Source organism: Sphingomonas sp. NFX23, from assembly GCF_049887795.1.
Lineage (GTDB): Bacteria > Pseudomonadota > Alphaproteobacteria > Sphingomonadales > Sphingomonadaceae > Sphingomonas.
Window position 1 is genome coordinate 57,481 of record NZ_JAGEKH010000002.1, and the last position, 15,040, is coordinate 72,520.

Here is a 15,040-nt window from a genome sequence, read left to right on the forward strand (position 1 = left end):
TCCCCGGCGCAGGCCGGGGTCCAGTTAGGGGACGCTGCTATGTCACGCAGAGCTCCGTTACTGCGACCTCTCCACCTGGACCCCGGCCTTCGCCGGGGAGGTGCACCGCTGGACAGAACGGTGCCCGGACAAGTCGAGCGACCCTGAGGCCCGGCCTGATGGAAAGGCCTCAATCCCCCGTCAAAATCCGGTCGACCAGCTGCCCGACGCTTGGCACGAACCCGTTCGAATAGAACGGATCCTTCTTGAAATTATACGCCGCATGGCCCGCGAACATCAGATTCTGGTCGATGTCCCCGCCGTGCGCGATGTCCTGCAACGTCTTCTGAATGCAGAAGCTGCGTGGGTCGGCGAGGCGTCCGGTCGAGTTAGTCTCGGTATCCGCCCAGCTCGAGAACGAGCATTGCGACAGGCAGCCCATGCAGTCGGCCTGGTCCTTGCGGATCATGCCCTTCTCGGTCGGGCTGACGAACACCAGCGTGTTGTCCGGCGTCTTCAGCGCATCTGTGTAGCCCTCGCCGAACCACTGCCGCGCACGCAGCAAATCGTTGCGCGTCACCCAGAAGTTTTTGCCCTTCACGCCGACGTCGAGCTGGAACACATGATCGCCAGCCTCCTGCGTCGAGAACGCGATCTGGCGCTCGGAGCGTGCTTCCAGCGAGCGCAGGAACGGATTGCGCACTGCCGACGAATAGAACCCAGTCGGCGAGAACTTATGCAGCAGCACATCGCCTTCCTCGATCTGCGTCAACGCGTCCTTCCACCCCTGCGGGATCGGGCTCTCGCGCGTCAGCAAGGGCCGCGTGCCGAACTGGAACGCGATCGTGCCGAGCTCGGGATTGTCGATCCAGTCGTTCCAGTCGCGCAGATACCAGACGCCGCCCGCCATCACGATCGGCACGTCGTCGCTGATGCCGCCTTCGCGCATCACGTCGCGCAGTTCCTTCACGCGCGGATACGGGTCCTGCGGCTTCAACGGGTCCTCGGCATTCGACAGGCCGTTATGCCCGCCTGCAAGCCACGGATCCTCGTACACCACCGCGGCAAGCCACTCGGCTGCCTTCGAATAGGCGCGCTTCCACAGCGCGCGGAAGGCACGGCCGGAGCTGACGATCGGCAGGTAGCTGACGCCGTAGGACGCAGTGATCTCGGACAGCTTGTACGGCATGCCCGCACCGCAGGTGACGCCGGCCACCTTGCCGCGGGTGCGTTCGAGCACGCCGTGCAGGATCCGCTGCGCGCCGCCCATTTCCCACAGCACGTTGATGTTGATCGCGCCCTTGCCGTCAGCGATCTCGTACGCGCGCTCGACCTGCTGGACCGCGCCCTCGATCGCGTACTGAACGAGCTCCTCGTGCCGGTCGCGTCGTGTCAGCGCCGCATAGACCTGCGGGATGATCTTGCCTTCGGGATCGTAGCTGTCGGCGTTGACTGCCGAGACGGTGCCGATGCCCCCGGCCGCAGCCCAGGCGCCGGCCGACGCGTGGTTGGTCGCGGCGACGCCCTTGCCGCCCTCAACCAGAGGCCAGACTTCCCGACCGTTATAGACGATAGGCTTCAGGCCCTTGAACACGACGTCACCTCTCCCGGAAAATACGGCCCCCTATATCGCAAGGACGCAACGCGCGAGCAATATTACGACCTAGGTTAGTAGTTCGCCTAGTACGCCAGGCCGTCCGAGTGCGTCTTCGTACAACGCACGATAGCGAGCGATCATAACCGCTTCGTCGAATTCAGCCCGCGCCTTGGCCTGGTTCGCGGCGCCGACCGAGGCGCGCAACACGGGATCGGCGACCAGCGCCTGCAACGCGTCGCGCAATCGCACTTCGCCGGGGAGTTCGGTCACGAACGGCAAATTCTCCGGCGAGACCATTCGCCTGATATCGCCGACCGGGTAGCTCGCGATCGGCAAGCCGGCCGCCATCGCCTCGACCACCGAGATCGGAAACTGCTCGCTCCGCGACGACAGCGCCAGCATGTCGAAATGGCCAATATAGCGGTACGGCCGATCGAGGAATCCGGGCAGTACCAGCTTGTCCGCCATCCCCATCGCCGCAGCGGCCTGCAGTATGTTCGCGCGCTCCGGCCCCTCCCCGACGATCACGAGGCGAACCCGCCCGGAAACGCCACCGACCGCACGCACCAGCGCAGTCAGGTCCTTCACGTCTCGAAGGCCCGCCAGCGCGCCGATCACGACTTCCTTTGCGTTGGGCGTAAATCCCGGAATCGCCTTGGGTTCGGGCTTCTGCGCGTAATAGGCGGTGCCGATTCCGTTGACGATCCGGTGGACCCGCTCGCGCGGCTGCTTCCACGTCTTCAGCGCGATGCCTTCCAGCACCTCGGACGGCACCGCCAGCGCATGCGCCGCGCCCAGCGCGAGCCGCCGGTAGATGTTGCGCTCGATCTTGAGCCCGTTCGCCTCGTCGGCGTTAAACCCATCCTCGTGATGCACCAGCGGCGGCGCGCCTTTGGCGAACGCCCGTCGCGCCATTGCCCCGTCGATCGCGCCCCAGTTGTACGTCAGCACCAGATCGAACCGCCGCATATACTGCGCTATCGCCTCGTAGCGCGCGACCGAAGGCTTGCCCGTCAGCGGCGGCGGGTTCTGCGCGATCTCGTAGCGCACCCCCTTCGCGATCGAGTCCCGCGCGCTCAGCGCATCGGGCACGCCCGACACGATGGTGTGTTTCGCGCGATCGCCGAACGCATTCATCAGCCGAACCGCGCGCGCTTCCTTCCCTCCTAGGTCGAACGAGGAGTGGAGGTGGAGGATGTTGACGGGAGCGGCCATGGCCGACGCGATGCCGATTTTCGCGAGCGCTTTCAAGGGCGCGTGCGGACTTACCGTGCGCGAGCGCTGGCAACACAATCTGCATCGGTACAGTATTGCCGTCGAATCGGACCATTCATCCAAGTCTTTGCATCGATAGCCAAGCGAAACGGACAATGTTCGCGTTGAGCCTTATGCGACCTAGCCCGTAAAACAGCTGAACCGGAATACCGGCAATAAAAGGATGACCGTCATGGCTGCCTATGATTTCGACCCAAAACAGATCCAGAGTGCTCTCGACGCCGCTGCGCAACATGCAAAGTCGGCCAATATTGCTTCGGTTAGTGCGGAGACCGACGTTTCCAATGGCGGCGCCTTGGTACTAGCCGGCGGGTGTATCAGCGTCACGGTTAACAACGGACAGGTCTGCGTCAATCTGCCACTAGGGTTCGGCTCGATCTGCCTGCCCATTCCGTCGATCTTCCCCAGCGGAACCGCAGCGCAGGCTTGCCTCGACATCTGCACGACATGGGGCATCCCTACCGGCGTGAAGGTCACGATCTCGGTCGCCGGCCATGTCGTCGTTTCGAAGTCGTTCGGCCGCTGCTGACCCGACTTTCCAGGAGGGAGGCTGCGCACCGCGTCCTCCCTCCGGGCTAGCGCTCAGCCTGCGAACACTTCCTTGGCGATGTGCGTGATCCGGCATGCCAGATCCGCCTCACCACTGACCACCACGTAGAAGTCGCCCGCGTCGGCGATGCCCGTCGTGAAGACGACGTTGTCGAGGTACATGCTGTCCTTCAACGGCTCGGTCAGCGCCGGGTTCGGCTCCAGCAGTGCGGCATGCTCGGTCGCCACCGTGATCGAGGGATCGTCCTTGTCGAGGATCGACCAGTACGTCCGGTAAATCCCGACCACGCCCGATGGCTCCACCCCGTGCCACAGCGTCAGCCACCCGCGATCGGTCAGGATCGGAGGCGCGCCGCCGCCCATCCGCGCGGTCGAGACGGTGGCCGCATGCGGCCGGATGCCGGGCTTGTCATGCGGCTTCCAATGGAGCGCGTCCGGAGACCGGGACAGGTTGATCGACGGTCCGCTGCGCCACTCGCTGCCCGGCGGATAGGCGAAATACAGGTCGCCGAGCGGGCGGGTCTGCGCCCAGTACTGCCCGTCAATCAGCCCTTCGAAGATCAGCATGTCCTTGTTCTGGTGATCGAGCACGATCCCCTCGAGCTGCCAGTCGAGCGCATCAGCGGACGAATATAGCGTCGTCGAATGCCGCTCCGGGCTGACCGAGCAGGTGGTCATCAGATAGCGGTCGCCGACCTTCGAGATCCGCGCATCCTCGACGCCGTAGCATTGGTATGACGTCCGCGGCGCGATCGCCTTGTCGTAATGCACCGCGACCACCGAGCGGCCCTCAGGCTCGAGCTCGACCGGCAGCAGCCACGACAGCGACGTCAGCGCCATCACCTTCCACCCGCCGCCGGGGATCAGGAATTTGCGTGGATCCTTGGTATCCACCATCGTCAGCGGCCAAGCGTCGAGCACATACGCGCCGTCTTCCCAGCGGATCGCATGGACGTTGCCGTTCTTGACCGGCTGCTTAAGCGCCTCCGCCACGCGCACCATCAACAGCAAATTGCCATTCGCCAGCCGCGTCATCCCGGGATTGAACGCACCGAGCACATAGGTCTCCGCGCCGACCTTCCCCGCCAGTGGCGAGCGCGACAGATCGATGTCGGCGGGGGTGAAGACGAGCTGGTCGAACATGGAAGCCTCCTAAGTGGTTACCTCAGCGCTCTGGCTGTTCCCCCGCGAAGGCGGGGGCCCAGGAGCCACAAACGCCGTTCCCAGTGACCCTGGGCTCCCGCCTTCGCGGGAGAACAGAAGGGATTACTCCCCCTCGAGCGCCCGCGGGACGATCACGATCTGCTGGATCACGGTCCGGGTCGGCTGCGTCAGCACGAACTCGACCCCCGCCGCGATGTCCTCGCCGCGCAGCATCTGCTCCGCCTCGATCATCTGGCGCTGCTTGTCGTCGGGCACGTCGGGATACTGCATGTCCGACCCGACCTTGCCCGGCTCGACCAGAGACACACGAATACCCTTCGGCCCCAGTTCGCGCCGCAACGCTTCGGAAAAACCCGCGATACCCGACTTGATCCCGGCATACACCGTTGAGCTTGGCCCAAGTATATGCGCGCTGAGCGAGCCGATGATGACCATGTCGCCGATCGGCGTCATCCGGTGCGCCGCATGATGCGCGCTGAGCAGGTACGCGGTAAAATCGACCGCGATCGCGTAGCGCAATTCGTCCTCGCTCATCTGCGTAAGGCCACCGGCCGCTACCGCGGCGTTGATGACGGTGATGTCGAACCCGCCTAGATACGCCTCGCCCGCATCGAAGAACGCGCGGACCTTGTCGGGGTCGGCGAGTTCGGTGATCATCCCGTCGCCTTCGCCGACTTCGCGGATGTGCGTCAGCGCATCGGCCAGGAACCGCTCGTCGCGCCCACAGATATAGACCTTGGCACCGTTCGCCGCGAGCATCACCGCGATCGCCCGGCCGATCCCGGTCGTGCCCCCGGTAATGATCGCGCGACGGCCCTTCAGCGGGCGGGCGGTCGTGTGGAGGTCGGCGCGTTCGGTCATCGAGTTTCCCGGCTTGTCAGTAAGGTCGACGCCAAACGCGCAGTCCCAGCCGGATGTCCCTAAGCGCGGATCGCCGCCCCCTCAAGCGCGCGCGCCAGCAACCGGTCGATCGGCTCCTGCAGCATCGTCTCGCTCAGAGTCGGCGCGTGGCCGACGCCCGGCACCGTCACCAGTTCGGCCTGATCGAGCGATGCCGCCATCCGCTCCGCCGTCGCCGCCGAGAGCAGGTCCGAGCGTCCACCGCGGACGATCAGCGTCGGCACGTCGCGCAACGACGCCAGCGCCGGCCACATATCCGGCCCCGCCTCGTTCCCCGGCACGCGGAACGGCTCGGCGATCTTCAGGTCGTAATCGAGCACGATCCGCCCCGAACTGTTGAGTCGGTACAGCCGCTTGGCCATCGCCAGCCAATCCTCGATCTGCCAGTCGGGATAGACGTCGGCGTTGTTCTCCGAAACGCAGCGCGCGGCGTGCATCCAGGTCGGGAAGACGCTCGCCTTGCCGACATAGCCGCGGATCCGCGACAGCCCCTGCGCATCGATCTCCGGCCCGACGTCGTTGAGCAGCGCCGCCACCATCCGGCCCCGCGATGGCCCAGCCATCAGCATCGTTACGATACCGCCCAGCGACGTCCCGAACGCGATGTACCGATCGATACCCTGGTCGGTCAGCAATGCCTCGACGTCCTGCACGTACGTCAGCGGGACGTACGACATCGGGTCTTTCGCATACGCGCTCTCGCCGCGCCCACGAAAGTCCACCGCGATCAGGCGCCAGCGCCCTGCCAGCCTGGCCGCGAGCGCATCGAAATCGCGCGCATTCCGCGTCAGGCCGGGCATGCAAATGATTGGCGGCTGGCCTTCCGCGCCGCCCGGATAGTCCCTCGCGTGCAGTCTCAGCCCGTCGTTGGACCACCAATAGAGGTTTTCGTAAGCGGCCATGGTTGCGTCCTTCGGGTAGCGGCCACCATATCGCCGCATGCCCATCTCCCCGCAAGCCTATCGCCCCGAAGCAAAGCTCCTCGACCTCGGCGACGGCTTCTTCGACCCCGTCGCGCCCGCCGACTTCCCCGAGACGCGAACCCGTTTCCGCAACGATCGCGCCGCCGCGCAGATCGGGGTCGACACGCTCACCGACGACGAATGGACGCGTCATTTCGGCCGGTTCGAGCCGCTCCCCGGCACGCTCCCCCAGCCGGTCGCGCTCCGCTACCACGGCCATCAGTTTCGCAACTACAATCCGGATCTCGGCGACGGCCGCGGCTTCACCTTTGCGCAGATGCGGGATGACCGAGGCCGGTTGATGGACCTAGGTACCAAGGGATCCGGCCAGACGCCGTGGAGCCGCGCGGGCGACGGCCGCCTCACACTCAAGGGCGGTGTCCGCGAAATCCTCGCGACGGAGCTGCTCGAAGCGCTCAACGTCCCCACCTCGCGGACGCTGTCGCTGATCGAGACCGGCGAGGAACTCCAACGCGGCGACGAACCAAGCCCGACGCGCTCGGCGGTTCTCGTCCGCCTCAATCACAGCCACGTCCGCATCGGCAGCTTCCAGCGTCTCGCCTACCACCGCGACGAAGCCGCCTTACGCAAGCTCGTCGGCTACACGCTGCGCAACCTCTACGACGAGGACAGCGACGATCCGGTCCGCCTGCTCGGCCTCGTCGTCGGCCGCACCGCGCGTCTCGCCGCACGCTATATGGCGGCAGGGTTCGTCCACGGCGTGCTCAATTCCGACAACATCAACGTCACTGGGGAGAGCTTCGACTACGGCCCGTGGCGCTTCGCCCCGACCTGGGACCCGGCGTTCACCGCCGCCTATTTCGACCATCAAGGACTCTACGCGTTCGGTCGCCAGCCCGAGGCGATCCACTGGGACGTGATGCAACTCGCCGTTGCGCTCCGCCAGATAGCCGAGAGCGACCCGCTGGTGGCGGCGCTCGACCAGTTCGGTCCGCGCTATCAATCGGAAGTCACGGAGGCGATCCTCTGGCGCCTCGGCGTCCGCCCGCGCGATCCCGATACCGACCGCGACCTCGTCCAGGCCACCGAACGCGCGCTCCGCACCTCCGGCGTCGGGATCGACCGGTTCTTCTTCGACGCATTCGGTGGGGATCTGCCCGGCACCTACGACGAACCCTGGGCCGAAGTCCGCGCCGCACTCGCGTCCTACGAACCCCGGAAAGACCGCTCGCACCCCTATTGGTCGGGCGAGCCCTGCAGCATGCTCATCGACGAGGTCGAAGCGATTTGGGTCCCGATCGCCGAGCACGACGATTGGACAGCACTAAATGCAAAAGTGGCCGTGATCCGCGGCATGAGCCAGGCACTGGCCGATTAATTGGAATCAAACCCGATTTGGGGCAAGAGCGGCACCATGTCCGACGAGATCATCTCCTACGAGCCAGCCACCGGCGCGGTCCTCTGGCGCCATCCGATCGGCGACGTCGATGCCGAGGTCGCCTGCGCGCGCGCCGGCTGGTCGAGTTGGGCGTCGAAACCACTCGCCTTCCGGATCGAGACGATGCGGCGTTTCGCGAACATCGTCCGCCAGCGCAACGACGCGTTCACCGACCTGATCGCGCGCGAAACCGGCAAGCCGATCTGGGAAGCACGGGGCGAGGTCGAGACGGTCATCGCCAAGGTCGACATCTCGGTCAGCGCCTATGCTGACCGCACGGCGCAACGCCGCCTCGAAGCGACGATGGGATCGCGGATCGCCGTCCGCCACAAGCCGCACGGCGTGCTGGCCGTGCTCGGGCCGTACAACTTCCCCGCACATCTGCCCAACGGCCACATCGTCCCCGCGCTGATCGCCGGCAACGCAGTCGTCTTCAAGCCATCCGAAAAGACCCCTGCCGTCGGCGCGTTCCTCGTCGAATGCTTCCGCGCCGCCGGCGTACCGCCCGAATGCATCCGTCTCGTGATCGGTGGCCCGAACGAGGGCAAGGCACTCGCCGCACATCCAGATATCGATGGCCTGTTGTTTACCGGCTCGGCACGCACCGGCCTCGCGCTCAATCGCGCGTTCGCCGACAAGCCCGAGAAGATCCTCGCGCTCGAGATGGGCGGCAACAACCCGATCGTGGTCTGGGACACGCCCGATCTGCACACCGCGGCGATCCTGATCATCCAGTCGGCCTTCACCACCGCCGGTCAGCGCTGCACCGCGGCGCGGCGACTGATCGTCGACACCAAGCTCTATGACCCGCTGATCGCGACCGTCGACAAGATGGTCGGCCGGATCATCGTCGGCGAACCGCACGCCAACCCCGCCCCGTTCATGGGCCCGGTGATCGACAACGAAGCCGCCGAGCAGCTGACCGAGAGCTTCCTCGAACTGCTCACGCGCGGTGGCCGCCCGATCCGCCATCTCGAACGCCCGGTCGGGGACCTGCCGTTCCTGAAACCCGCGTTGATCGACGTCACCGATATCGCAGACCGCCCCGATATCGAGCTGTTCGGCCCGATCCTGCAAGTCGTCCGCGTCGACGATTTCGACGCCGCGATCGCCGAGGCGAACAACACGCGCTACGGCCTGTCAGCCTCGCTGATCAGCCAGACTCCCGCGCTCTACGACCGCTTCTGGGCGAACATCCGCGCCGGCATCGTCAACTGGAACAAGCCCACCAATGGTGCCTCGAGCGGCGCGCCGTTCGGCGGCATCGGCTGGTCGGGCAACCACCGCCCAAGCGCCTATTATGCAGCCGACTACTGCGCGTATCCGGTGGTCAGCAGCGAGTCCGAAAGCGCGCGTGCGTCGATTGGGATCGGACTTGCCGACGGCTGATCACCTCATAATCTGATCCTCCCCCGCCAGGGGGAGGTGGCTGGCACTTGCCAGACGGAGGGGGAGGTAAGCGATTACGCCTCTTCCGTGTCCTCCCCCTCCGTCGCTACGCGCCACCTCCCCCTGGCGGGTGAGGATCGTCCGGTTCGCCGACAGCCACCTTGATCTACCAGCGCAAAAGCAATCCTACCTCCCGCCAAAGCATCATTCGGTTGCAGCGCAGCGCCCATCCGCCCATCTCCGGTCGCATGGCAAGCCTCCTAGACCCCACCGCCCGCGGGCGCGTCATCCTCGTCGGGGCGGGCCCGGGCGATCCCGGACTCCTCACCGTTCGCGCTGTCGAGGCGCTGAAGACTGCCGACGTCGTCGTGCATGACGGGCTGATCGATCCGCGCGTGCTCGACATCGCGCCGCCGGGGGCTCAGCGCATCTCGGTCGCCAAGCAGCGCGCGCGCCACACGCTGCCGCAGGAGGCGATCAACGCGCTGATCATCGCGCACGTGAAGACCGGCGCGATCGTCATCCGGCTCAAGGGTGGCGACCCGTTCGTGTTCGGCCGCGGCGGCGAGGAGGTCGAGGCGGTTCGCGCTGCCGGTCTCCCCGTCGAAGTCATTCCCGGCGTCTCGGCTGCACTAGGTTGCGCTGCGGAAGCCATGCTGCCGCTCACCCACCGCGATCATTCCAGCGCAGTCAGCTTCGTCGCGGGCCAGTGCAAGGGGCTGACCGAGCAGGACTGGTCCGGGCTCGCCGGCCAGGGCCGCACGCTCGTGATCTACATGGGCATCGCCACCGCGACCGAGATTGCCGACAAGCTGATGGCCGACGGCGTCGCACCAGACATGCCCGTTGCCGTGCTCGAACGCGGCACGTTGCAGGGCAGCCGTGCGATCCGGACGCTACTCGCCGATCTCGGCGCCATGGTAGCGCGCGAGGCGGTGAAAAGCCCCGCGATCATCGTCGTCGGCGAGGTCGTCGAACTGTCGGACGCCAAAGACAAACTCGCCCGCTGGGCCCGCGTAGCAGAGGACGCCGCCGCATGAAGCTGCTGACCGGAAACGACCTTCCCACCGGCGATGTTGTCTGGTGGACCGGCAATGGCTGGTCGCGCCACATCGAGGACGCTGCCGATGTCGGCGTCGCGGGTGAGGCCATCCTCCAGGCGGAGGAAGGCGCGCGCCGCGTCAACGTGCCGTATCTGATCGAGGCCACGCTGACCGACGACGGCCCCCGCCCCGCCCACATCAAGGACCGCATCCGCGCTCTCGGGCCCACGATGCGGCCCGACCTGACTCTCAAACCCGCCGACCCCAACGCCGGCAGCTGGGTAATCTGACATGTATAAATACGACGAATACGACCAGGCGATCGTCGACCAGCGCGTCGACGAGTTCCGCGACCAGGTCCGCCGCCGCCTTTCGGGCGAGCTGACCGAGGACCAGTTCAAGCCGTTGCGGCTGATGAACGGGCTTTACCTGCAATTGCACGCGTACATGCTGCGCGTTGCGGTGCCGTACGGGACGCTTGACGGGCGGCAGATGCGGATGCTCGGCCACATCGCGCGGAAGTATGATCGCGGGTACGGCCACTTCACCACGCGGCAGAACATCCAGTTCAACTGGATCCAGCTCGACCAGACCCCGGACATCCTCCAAGAATTGGCGACGGTCGAGATGCACGCCATTCAGACCTCGGGCAATTGTATCCGCAACATCAGCTCGGATCAGTTCGCCGGTGCTGCCGCGGACGAGGTCGCCGACCCGCGACCCTGGGCAGAGCTGATCCGCCAATGGTCGACGTTCCACCCGGAATTCACGTACCTGCCGCGCAAATTCAAGATCTGCGTGATCGCGGCGAACGAGGATCGCGCGGCGATGCGGCTCCATGACATCGGCATCGGGCTGCACGTCCGCGACGGTGAGCTCGGCGCGAAGATCTTCGTCGGCGGCGGCATGGGCCGCACGCCGATGATCAGCCACGAAATCCGCGACTTTGTCCCCGCCGACGATCTGATGAGCTATCTCGAGGCGTGCCTGCGCGTCTACAATCGCTATGGCCGGCGCGACAACATCTACAAGGCGCGGATCAAGATCCTGCTCCACGAGATCGGCCCCGACGAATATCGCCGCCAGGTCGAGGAGGAGTTCACCGCTGTGAAGGGCCTTGGGCTCGATCCCCCGCGGGCTGAGTTGGAGCGCATCACGAGCCACTTCGGTGCGCCAGCGTTCGACACGGACGCTGGCACGGACATCGATCGCAGCGACCCCGATTTCGCCGTCTGGCTCGACCAGAACGTCCGCACCCACAAGCAGGATGGTTACGCTATCGTAACGATCAGCTTGAAGCCGGTCGGTGGCATCCCCGGCGACGCCTCGGCCGACCAGATCGACCTGATGGCCGACCTCGCCGAGCGCTACAGCTTCGACGAACTGCGCGTCACGCACGCCCAGAACATCGTCCTGCCACACGTTCATAGGCGTAACCTTCATAACCTTTGGACCGCGCTGAACGAGGCAGGGCTCGCCGAAGCCAATCTCGACCTGATCAGCGACATCATCGCCTGCCCCGGCCTCGACTATTGCAGCCTCGCCAACGCGCGATCGATCCCGCTCGCGCAGAAGATCGCGACTCGCTTCGGCAGCCTCGATCGGCAGCGCGATCTCGGCGAACTGAAGCTCAAGATCAGCGGCTGCATCAACGCGTGCGGGCATCACCATGCCGGTCACATCGGCATCCTCGGCGTCGACAAGAAGGGTACCGAGAATTACCAGCTCTCGCTCGGCGGCTCGGGCGCGGAGGACGTCAGCCTCGCCAAGATCACCGGGCCCGGTTTCTCCGAGGATGGCGTGGTCGACGCGATCGAGCGCGTCACCGATCGGTACCTTCAGGTCCGCGATCCCGGCGAGCGCTTCCTCGACACCTACCGCCGCGTCGGCTTCGAGACGTTCAAGGAGGCGATCTATGGTTGAGTATCCGGACCAGACGCTGCTCCGCTTCCGCGACGACGAGCCGCATGACGAGCCTGCGGTGACGCTCGATTCGTTCATCGGGCAGAGCAACGCGGCCGCCGTTCGCCTGGAAGCGGGCGACGACGCACGTGCGTTGTTGCCGCAGATCGACCAGCTTGCGCTGATCGAGGTGAGCTTCCCCGGCTACCGCGATGGGCGTGGCTATTCGTCCGCCCGGATCCTGCGCGAGGCGGGCTATACCGGCGAACTGCGTGCGCAGGGTGACGTGCTGGTCGACCAGATTCCGCTGATGCGGCGGTGCGGGTTCGACAGCTTCGCACCGCAGGCGCCGATCGATATCGACGTGCTGCGCGCGAGTCTGGAGCGCTACGATACGCCGTACCAGAAGGCGGCGGACGGCGCGGTGCCGGTGTGGAAGCTGCGCCATGGGTGAGCCCGCGCGCCAACTCGACATGATCGACGTCACGCCGGCGTTCACGCGCGCCGATGCGATGGCGATGCAGGAGCGGTTCGAAGGCGTCTCCGCACAGGAGATGCTGTTCGAACTGCTGGTCGACGAGTTGCGCGGGCGGATCGCGGCGGTGTCTTCGTTTGGCGCGGAGTCGGCCGTGCTGCTGCACATGGTCGCGCAGGTCGATGTCGATGTGCCGGTGGTGTTCACGAATACGCAGAAGATGTTTGGGGAGACCTTGGCGTACCGTGACGAACTGGCGGAGAGACTAGGGTTCACGGACCTGCGCGTGTTCCGGCCCGATCCGCGGTTGCTGGCGATCAAGGACAAGACGGGGTTGCGGTGGTCGTACGATCCAGATGGCTGCTGCGATCTGCGGAAAGTCGAGCCGCTGCGGCGGGCGCTGGCGCCGTTCGATGCCTGGATTTCGGGGCGGAAGGGGTTTCAGTCGGGGACCCGTACTGCCTTGCCGCGGTTCGAGGAGGACGAGGGCCGCCTGAAGATCAACCCGCTGGCGGATTGGGACAAGGCCAAGCTCGACGCGTATTTCGCGGAGCATGAATTGCCGCGGCATCCGTTGGAGGCTCAGGGCTATCTCTCGATCGGTTGCGCGCCTTGCACGACCAAAGTCGCCCCCGGCGAGGACCCGCGCGCTGGTCGGTGGCGCAGTTTCGACAAGGTCGAATGCGGCATCCACGCCCCCACCGACTACGATCCGATGATTTGATCCAATTCCCTCGCCCCTACGGGGAGAGGGAGGGAGGAGCCACTTGGCGACGGAAGGGAGAGGGGAGTTGGGATGCGACGTCCCCAGCCACACTCCCCTCTCCCTTCCCACGGCAAGAGCCGCGGGCCCCTTCCCTCTCCCCGAAGGGGCGAGGGACTCAGACACTCAATACTCCGCTAGATCCGAGAACTTCGTAATCGTCGGATCGAACTTCATCCGAACCTTGCCGGTCGCACCGTGGCGCTGTTTGGCGATGATCAACTCCGCCAAGCCGTAGACCCGCTCCATCTCCGCCGCCCACGACGCATGGTCCTCGAAGATCTTCGAGCTATCCCCTTCCGCCGGTCGCTTCGGCTCCTTCGACGCGACGTAGTAATCCTCGCGGTACACGAACCAGACCATGTCGGCGTCCTGCTCGATCGACCCCGACTCGCGAAGATCCGACAGCATCGGCGTCTTGTCCTCGCGCGATTCCACCGCACGCGAAAGCTGCGACAGCGCCAGCACGGGCACGTTGAGGTCCTTCGCCAGCGTCTTCAGCCCACGCGAAATCTCGGAGATTTCCTGGACGCGGTTGCCGTCCTTGCTCTTGCCCGAGCCCGACAGCAGCTGGAGGTAGTCGACCACCACCAGCCCGATCTCGTTGTTATGCCGACGCTGCAACCGGCGCACGCGCGTGTGCAACGCACCGATCGACAGACCGCCGGTATCGTCGATGAACAGCGGCAAATTCTCCAGCTCGGCAGCGGCAGCGGCGAGCTGCGCGAACTCGGTACGGCTGATCTTACCCATGCGGAGCGATTCGGAACTGATCTGCGACTGCTCGGCGAGAATACGCGTCGCGAGCTGATCGGCGGACATTTCCAGCGAGAAGAATGCGACCTTCGCGCCGACCGAATCCTTCGGCGCGATCCCGTCGGCCATGTCGCGCATCCAGCGCCGCGCCGCATTGAACGCGATGTTGGTGGCGAGCGACGTCTTGCCCATGCCCGGGCGGCCGGCGAGGATCATGAGATCGCTGTGATGCATGCCGCCGATCTTCGCGTTGATCGAATCGATGCCGGTGGTGACACCCGACAGATTGCCGCCAGAGTTCAGTGCGCGCTCGGCCATCTTGACCGCCGCGGTCGTCGCCTGCGCGAACGATTTCACCGTGTTCTCGGAACCGCCATCCGCCGCGACCTTGAACAGCTCCTCCTCGGCCAGTTCGATCTGCGCGCGCGGATTGACCTCCTCGGAGGTATCCATCGCGCGATCGACCAGCGTGCGGCCGACCGACACGAGCGCACGCAACATCGCGAGGTCATAGATCTGCTGCGCGAACTGGCGCGCGCCGATCAGGCCTGCACCGCTGCCCGTCAGCCCAGCCAGATACGCCGGCCCGCCCAACTCGCGCATACCCTCGTCCGCATCGAACATCGGCCGCAGCGTCACCGGCGTCACCAGCATGTCGTTGCCGCGCAGCGTCTTGATCGCCGCGAATATCCGGCCGTGGACGGGTTCGAAGAAATGCCCCGGTTCGAGCTTGTCGACGAGATCGTCGGCAAGCCGGTTGTCGATCATCATCGCACCGAGCATCGCGGCCTCGGCCTCGACGTTGCGGGGAAGCTGCTGCGGTTCGGGGACCGCGGGAACGGGGAATGCGAGAGTTGCCATCCCCTGCACCTACGCGATGGACGGGT

15 protein-coding genes are annotated in these 15,040 nt (G+C 65.6%); 9 read left to right on the forward strand and 6 right to left on the reverse strand.

The window, feature by feature from the left end:
• Positions 1-169 precede the first annotated feature (169 nt).
• Complete coding sequence (locus J4O76_RS04060; protein ID WP_056063082.1) at positions 170-1,573, reverse strand: NAD(P)H-dependent flavin oxidoreductase; 1,404 nt, start codon at positions 1,571-1,573, stop codon at positions 170-172.
• A gap of 69 nt (positions 1,574-1,642) precedes the next feature.
• The gene (locus J4O76_RS04065) at positions 1,643-2,791 is read right to left on the reverse strand and encodes a glycosyltransferase (protein WP_426280443.1); all 1,149 of its coding nucleotides are present in this window, start codon (positions 2,789-2,791) and stop codon (positions 1,643-1,645) included.
• On the opposite strand from J4O76_RS04065, the gene J4O76_RS04070 reads away from it, so the two are divergent.
• Positions 2,790-2,930 carry a hypothetical protein gene (locus J4O76_RS04070; RefSeq protein ID WP_426280444.1) on the forward strand — a complete coding sequence of 47 codons (141 nt, stop codon included), beginning with the start codon at positions 2,790-2,792 and terminating at the stop codon, positions 2,928-2,930. The genes J4O76_RS04065 and J4O76_RS04070 overlap by 2 nt on opposite strands.
• Before the next feature lie 93 nt (positions 2,931-3,023).
• The gene (locus tag J4O76_RS04075) at positions 3,024-3,380 is read left to right on the forward strand and encodes a hypothetical protein (RefSeq protein ID WP_056063078.1); all 357 of its coding nucleotides are present in this window, start codon (positions 3,024-3,026) and stop codon (positions 3,378-3,380) included.
• Between the two features lie 53 nt (positions 3,381-3,433).
• On the opposite strand, the gene J4O76_RS04080 is transcribed toward J4O76_RS04075, so the two are convergent.
• From J4O76_RS04080 to J4O76_RS04090, 3 genes are all read right to left on the reverse strand, one after another.
• Positions 3,434-4,543, reverse strand: a complete 1,110-nt coding sequence (locus J4O76_RS04080) for a glycosidase (RefSeq protein ID WP_426280445.1) — start codon at positions 4,541-4,543, stop codon at positions 3,434-3,436.
• 123 nt (positions 4,544-4,666) lie between these two features.
• A complete protein-coding gene (locus J4O76_RS04085; RefSeq protein ID WP_426280446.1) occupies positions 4,667-5,425 on the reverse strand; it encodes an SDR family oxidoreductase in 759 nt (252 codons plus the stop codon).
• A gap of 59 nt (positions 5,426-5,484) precedes the next feature.
• Positions 5,485-6,366, reverse strand: a complete 882-nt coding sequence (locus J4O76_RS04090; protein WP_426280447.1) for an alpha/beta fold hydrolase — start codon at positions 6,364-6,366, stop codon at positions 5,485-5,487.
• A gap of 37 nt (positions 6,367-6,403) precedes the next feature.
• Here J4O76_RS04090 and J4O76_RS04095 point away from each other — a divergent pair, with 37 nt between their 5' ends.
• The 7 genes from J4O76_RS04095 to J4O76_RS04125 all read left to right on the forward strand — a co-directional run bounded on the left by J4O76_RS04095 (position 6,404) and on the right by J4O76_RS04125 (position 13,358).
• Entirely contained in the window at positions 6,404-7,765 is a 1,362-nt protein-coding gene (locus J4O76_RS04095; RefSeq protein WP_426280448.1) for a protein adenylyltransferase SelO family protein, read from the forward strand.
• 36 nt (positions 7,766-7,801) lie between these two features.
• On the forward strand, positions 7,802-9,214 hold the full coding sequence (astD, locus tag J4O76_RS04100) for a succinylglutamate-semialdehyde dehydrogenase (protein ID WP_426280449.1): 1,413 nt from the start codon (positions 7,802-7,804) through the stop codon (positions 9,212-9,214).
• A 248-nt stretch (positions 9,215-9,462) separates the two neighbouring features.
• Positions 9,463-10,254, forward strand: a complete 792-nt coding sequence (gene cobA / locus J4O76_RS04105) for a uroporphyrinogen-III C-methyltransferase (RefSeq protein WP_426280450.1) — start codon at positions 9,463-9,465, stop codon at positions 10,252-10,254.
• Positions 10,251-10,547 (forward strand): DUF2849 domain-containing protein, encoded by a 297-nt coding sequence (locus tag J4O76_RS04110; protein WP_426280451.1) that lies wholly within the window; start codon positions 10,251-10,253, stop codon positions 10,545-10,547. The genes cobA and J4O76_RS04110 overlap by 4 nt, the downstream gene beginning before the upstream one ends.
• A gap of 1 nt (position 10,548) precedes the next feature.
• Positions 10,549-12,180, forward strand: a complete 1,632-nt coding sequence (locus J4O76_RS04115; protein WP_426280452.1) for a nitrite/sulfite reductase — start codon at positions 10,549-10,551, stop codon at positions 12,178-12,180.
• Complete coding sequence (locus J4O76_RS04120) at positions 12,173-12,613, forward strand: DUF934 domain-containing protein (RefSeq protein ID WP_056050673.1); 441 nt, start codon at positions 12,173-12,175, stop codon at positions 12,611-12,613. Before J4O76_RS04115 ends, J4O76_RS04120 begins: the two co-directional genes overlap by 8 nt.
• A complete protein-coding gene (locus J4O76_RS04125) occupies positions 12,606-13,358 on the forward strand; it encodes a phosphoadenylyl-sulfate reductase (protein WP_426280453.1) in 753 nt (250 codons plus the stop codon). Before J4O76_RS04120 ends, J4O76_RS04125 begins: the two co-directional genes overlap by 8 nt.
• Before the next feature lie 165 nt (positions 13,359-13,523).
• Here J4O76_RS04125 and J4O76_RS04130 read toward each other — a convergent pair whose 3' ends face one another.
• Positions 13,524-15,014 carry a replicative DNA helicase gene (locus tag J4O76_RS04130; protein WP_056050676.1) on the reverse strand — a complete coding sequence of 497 codons (1,491 nt, stop codon included), beginning with the start codon at positions 15,012-15,014 and terminating at the stop codon, positions 13,524-13,526.
• Positions 15,015-15,040 lie beyond the last annotated feature (26 nt).

Coding starts and splice junctions, on each gene's coding strand:
- J4O76_RS04075 (WP_056063078.1), top strand. CDS start 3,024: ATGGCTGCCTATGATTTCGACCCAAAACAGATCCAGAGTGCTCTCGAC.
- J4O76_RS04065 (WP_426280443.1), bottom strand. CDS start 2,791: ATGGCCGCTCCCGTCAACATCCTCCACCTCCACTCCTCGTTCGACCTA.
- J4O76_RS04130 (WP_056050676.1), bottom strand. CDS start 15,014: ATGGCAACTCTCGCATTCCCCGTTCCCGCGGTCCCCGAACCGCAGCAG.
- J4O76_RS04080 (WP_426280445.1), bottom strand. CDS start 4,543: ATGTTCGACCAGCTCGTCTTCACCCCCGCCGACATCGATCTGTCGCGC.
- J4O76_RS04090 (WP_426280447.1), bottom strand. CDS start 6,366: ATGGCCGCTTACGAAAACCTCTATTGGTGGTCCAACGACGGGCTGAGA.
- J4O76_RS04085 (WP_426280446.1), bottom strand. CDS start 5,425: ATGACCGAACGCGCCGACCTCCACACGACCGCCCGCCCGCTGAAGGGC.
- astD (WP_426280449.1), top strand. CDS start 7,802: ATGTCCGACGAGATCATCTCCTACGAGCCAGCCACCGGCGCGGTCCTC.
- cobA (WP_426280450.1), top strand. CDS start 9,463: ATGGCAAGCCTCCTAGACCCCACCGCCCGCGGGCGCGTCATCCTCGTC.
- J4O76_RS04070 (WP_426280444.1), top strand. CDS start 2,790: ATGGCCGACGCGATGCCGATTTTCGCGAGCGCTTTCAAGGGCGCGTGC.
- J4O76_RS04110 (WP_426280451.1), top strand. CDS start 10,251: ATGAAGCTGCTGACCGGAAACGACCTTCCCACCGGCGATGTTGTCTGG.
- J4O76_RS04115 (WP_426280452.1), top strand. CDS start 10,549: ATGTATAAATACGACGAATACGACCAGGCGATCGTCGACCAGCGCGTC.
- J4O76_RS04095 (WP_426280448.1), top strand. CDS start 6,404: ATGCCCATCTCCCCGCAAGCCTATCGCCCCGAAGCAAAGCTCCTCGAC.
- J4O76_RS04125 (WP_426280453.1), top strand. CDS start 12,606: ATGGGTGAGCCCGCGCGCCAACTCGACATGATCGACGTCACGCCGGCG.
- J4O76_RS04120 (WP_056050673.1), top strand. CDS start 12,173: ATGGTTGAGTATCCGGACCAGACGCTGCTCCGCTTCCGCGACGACGAG.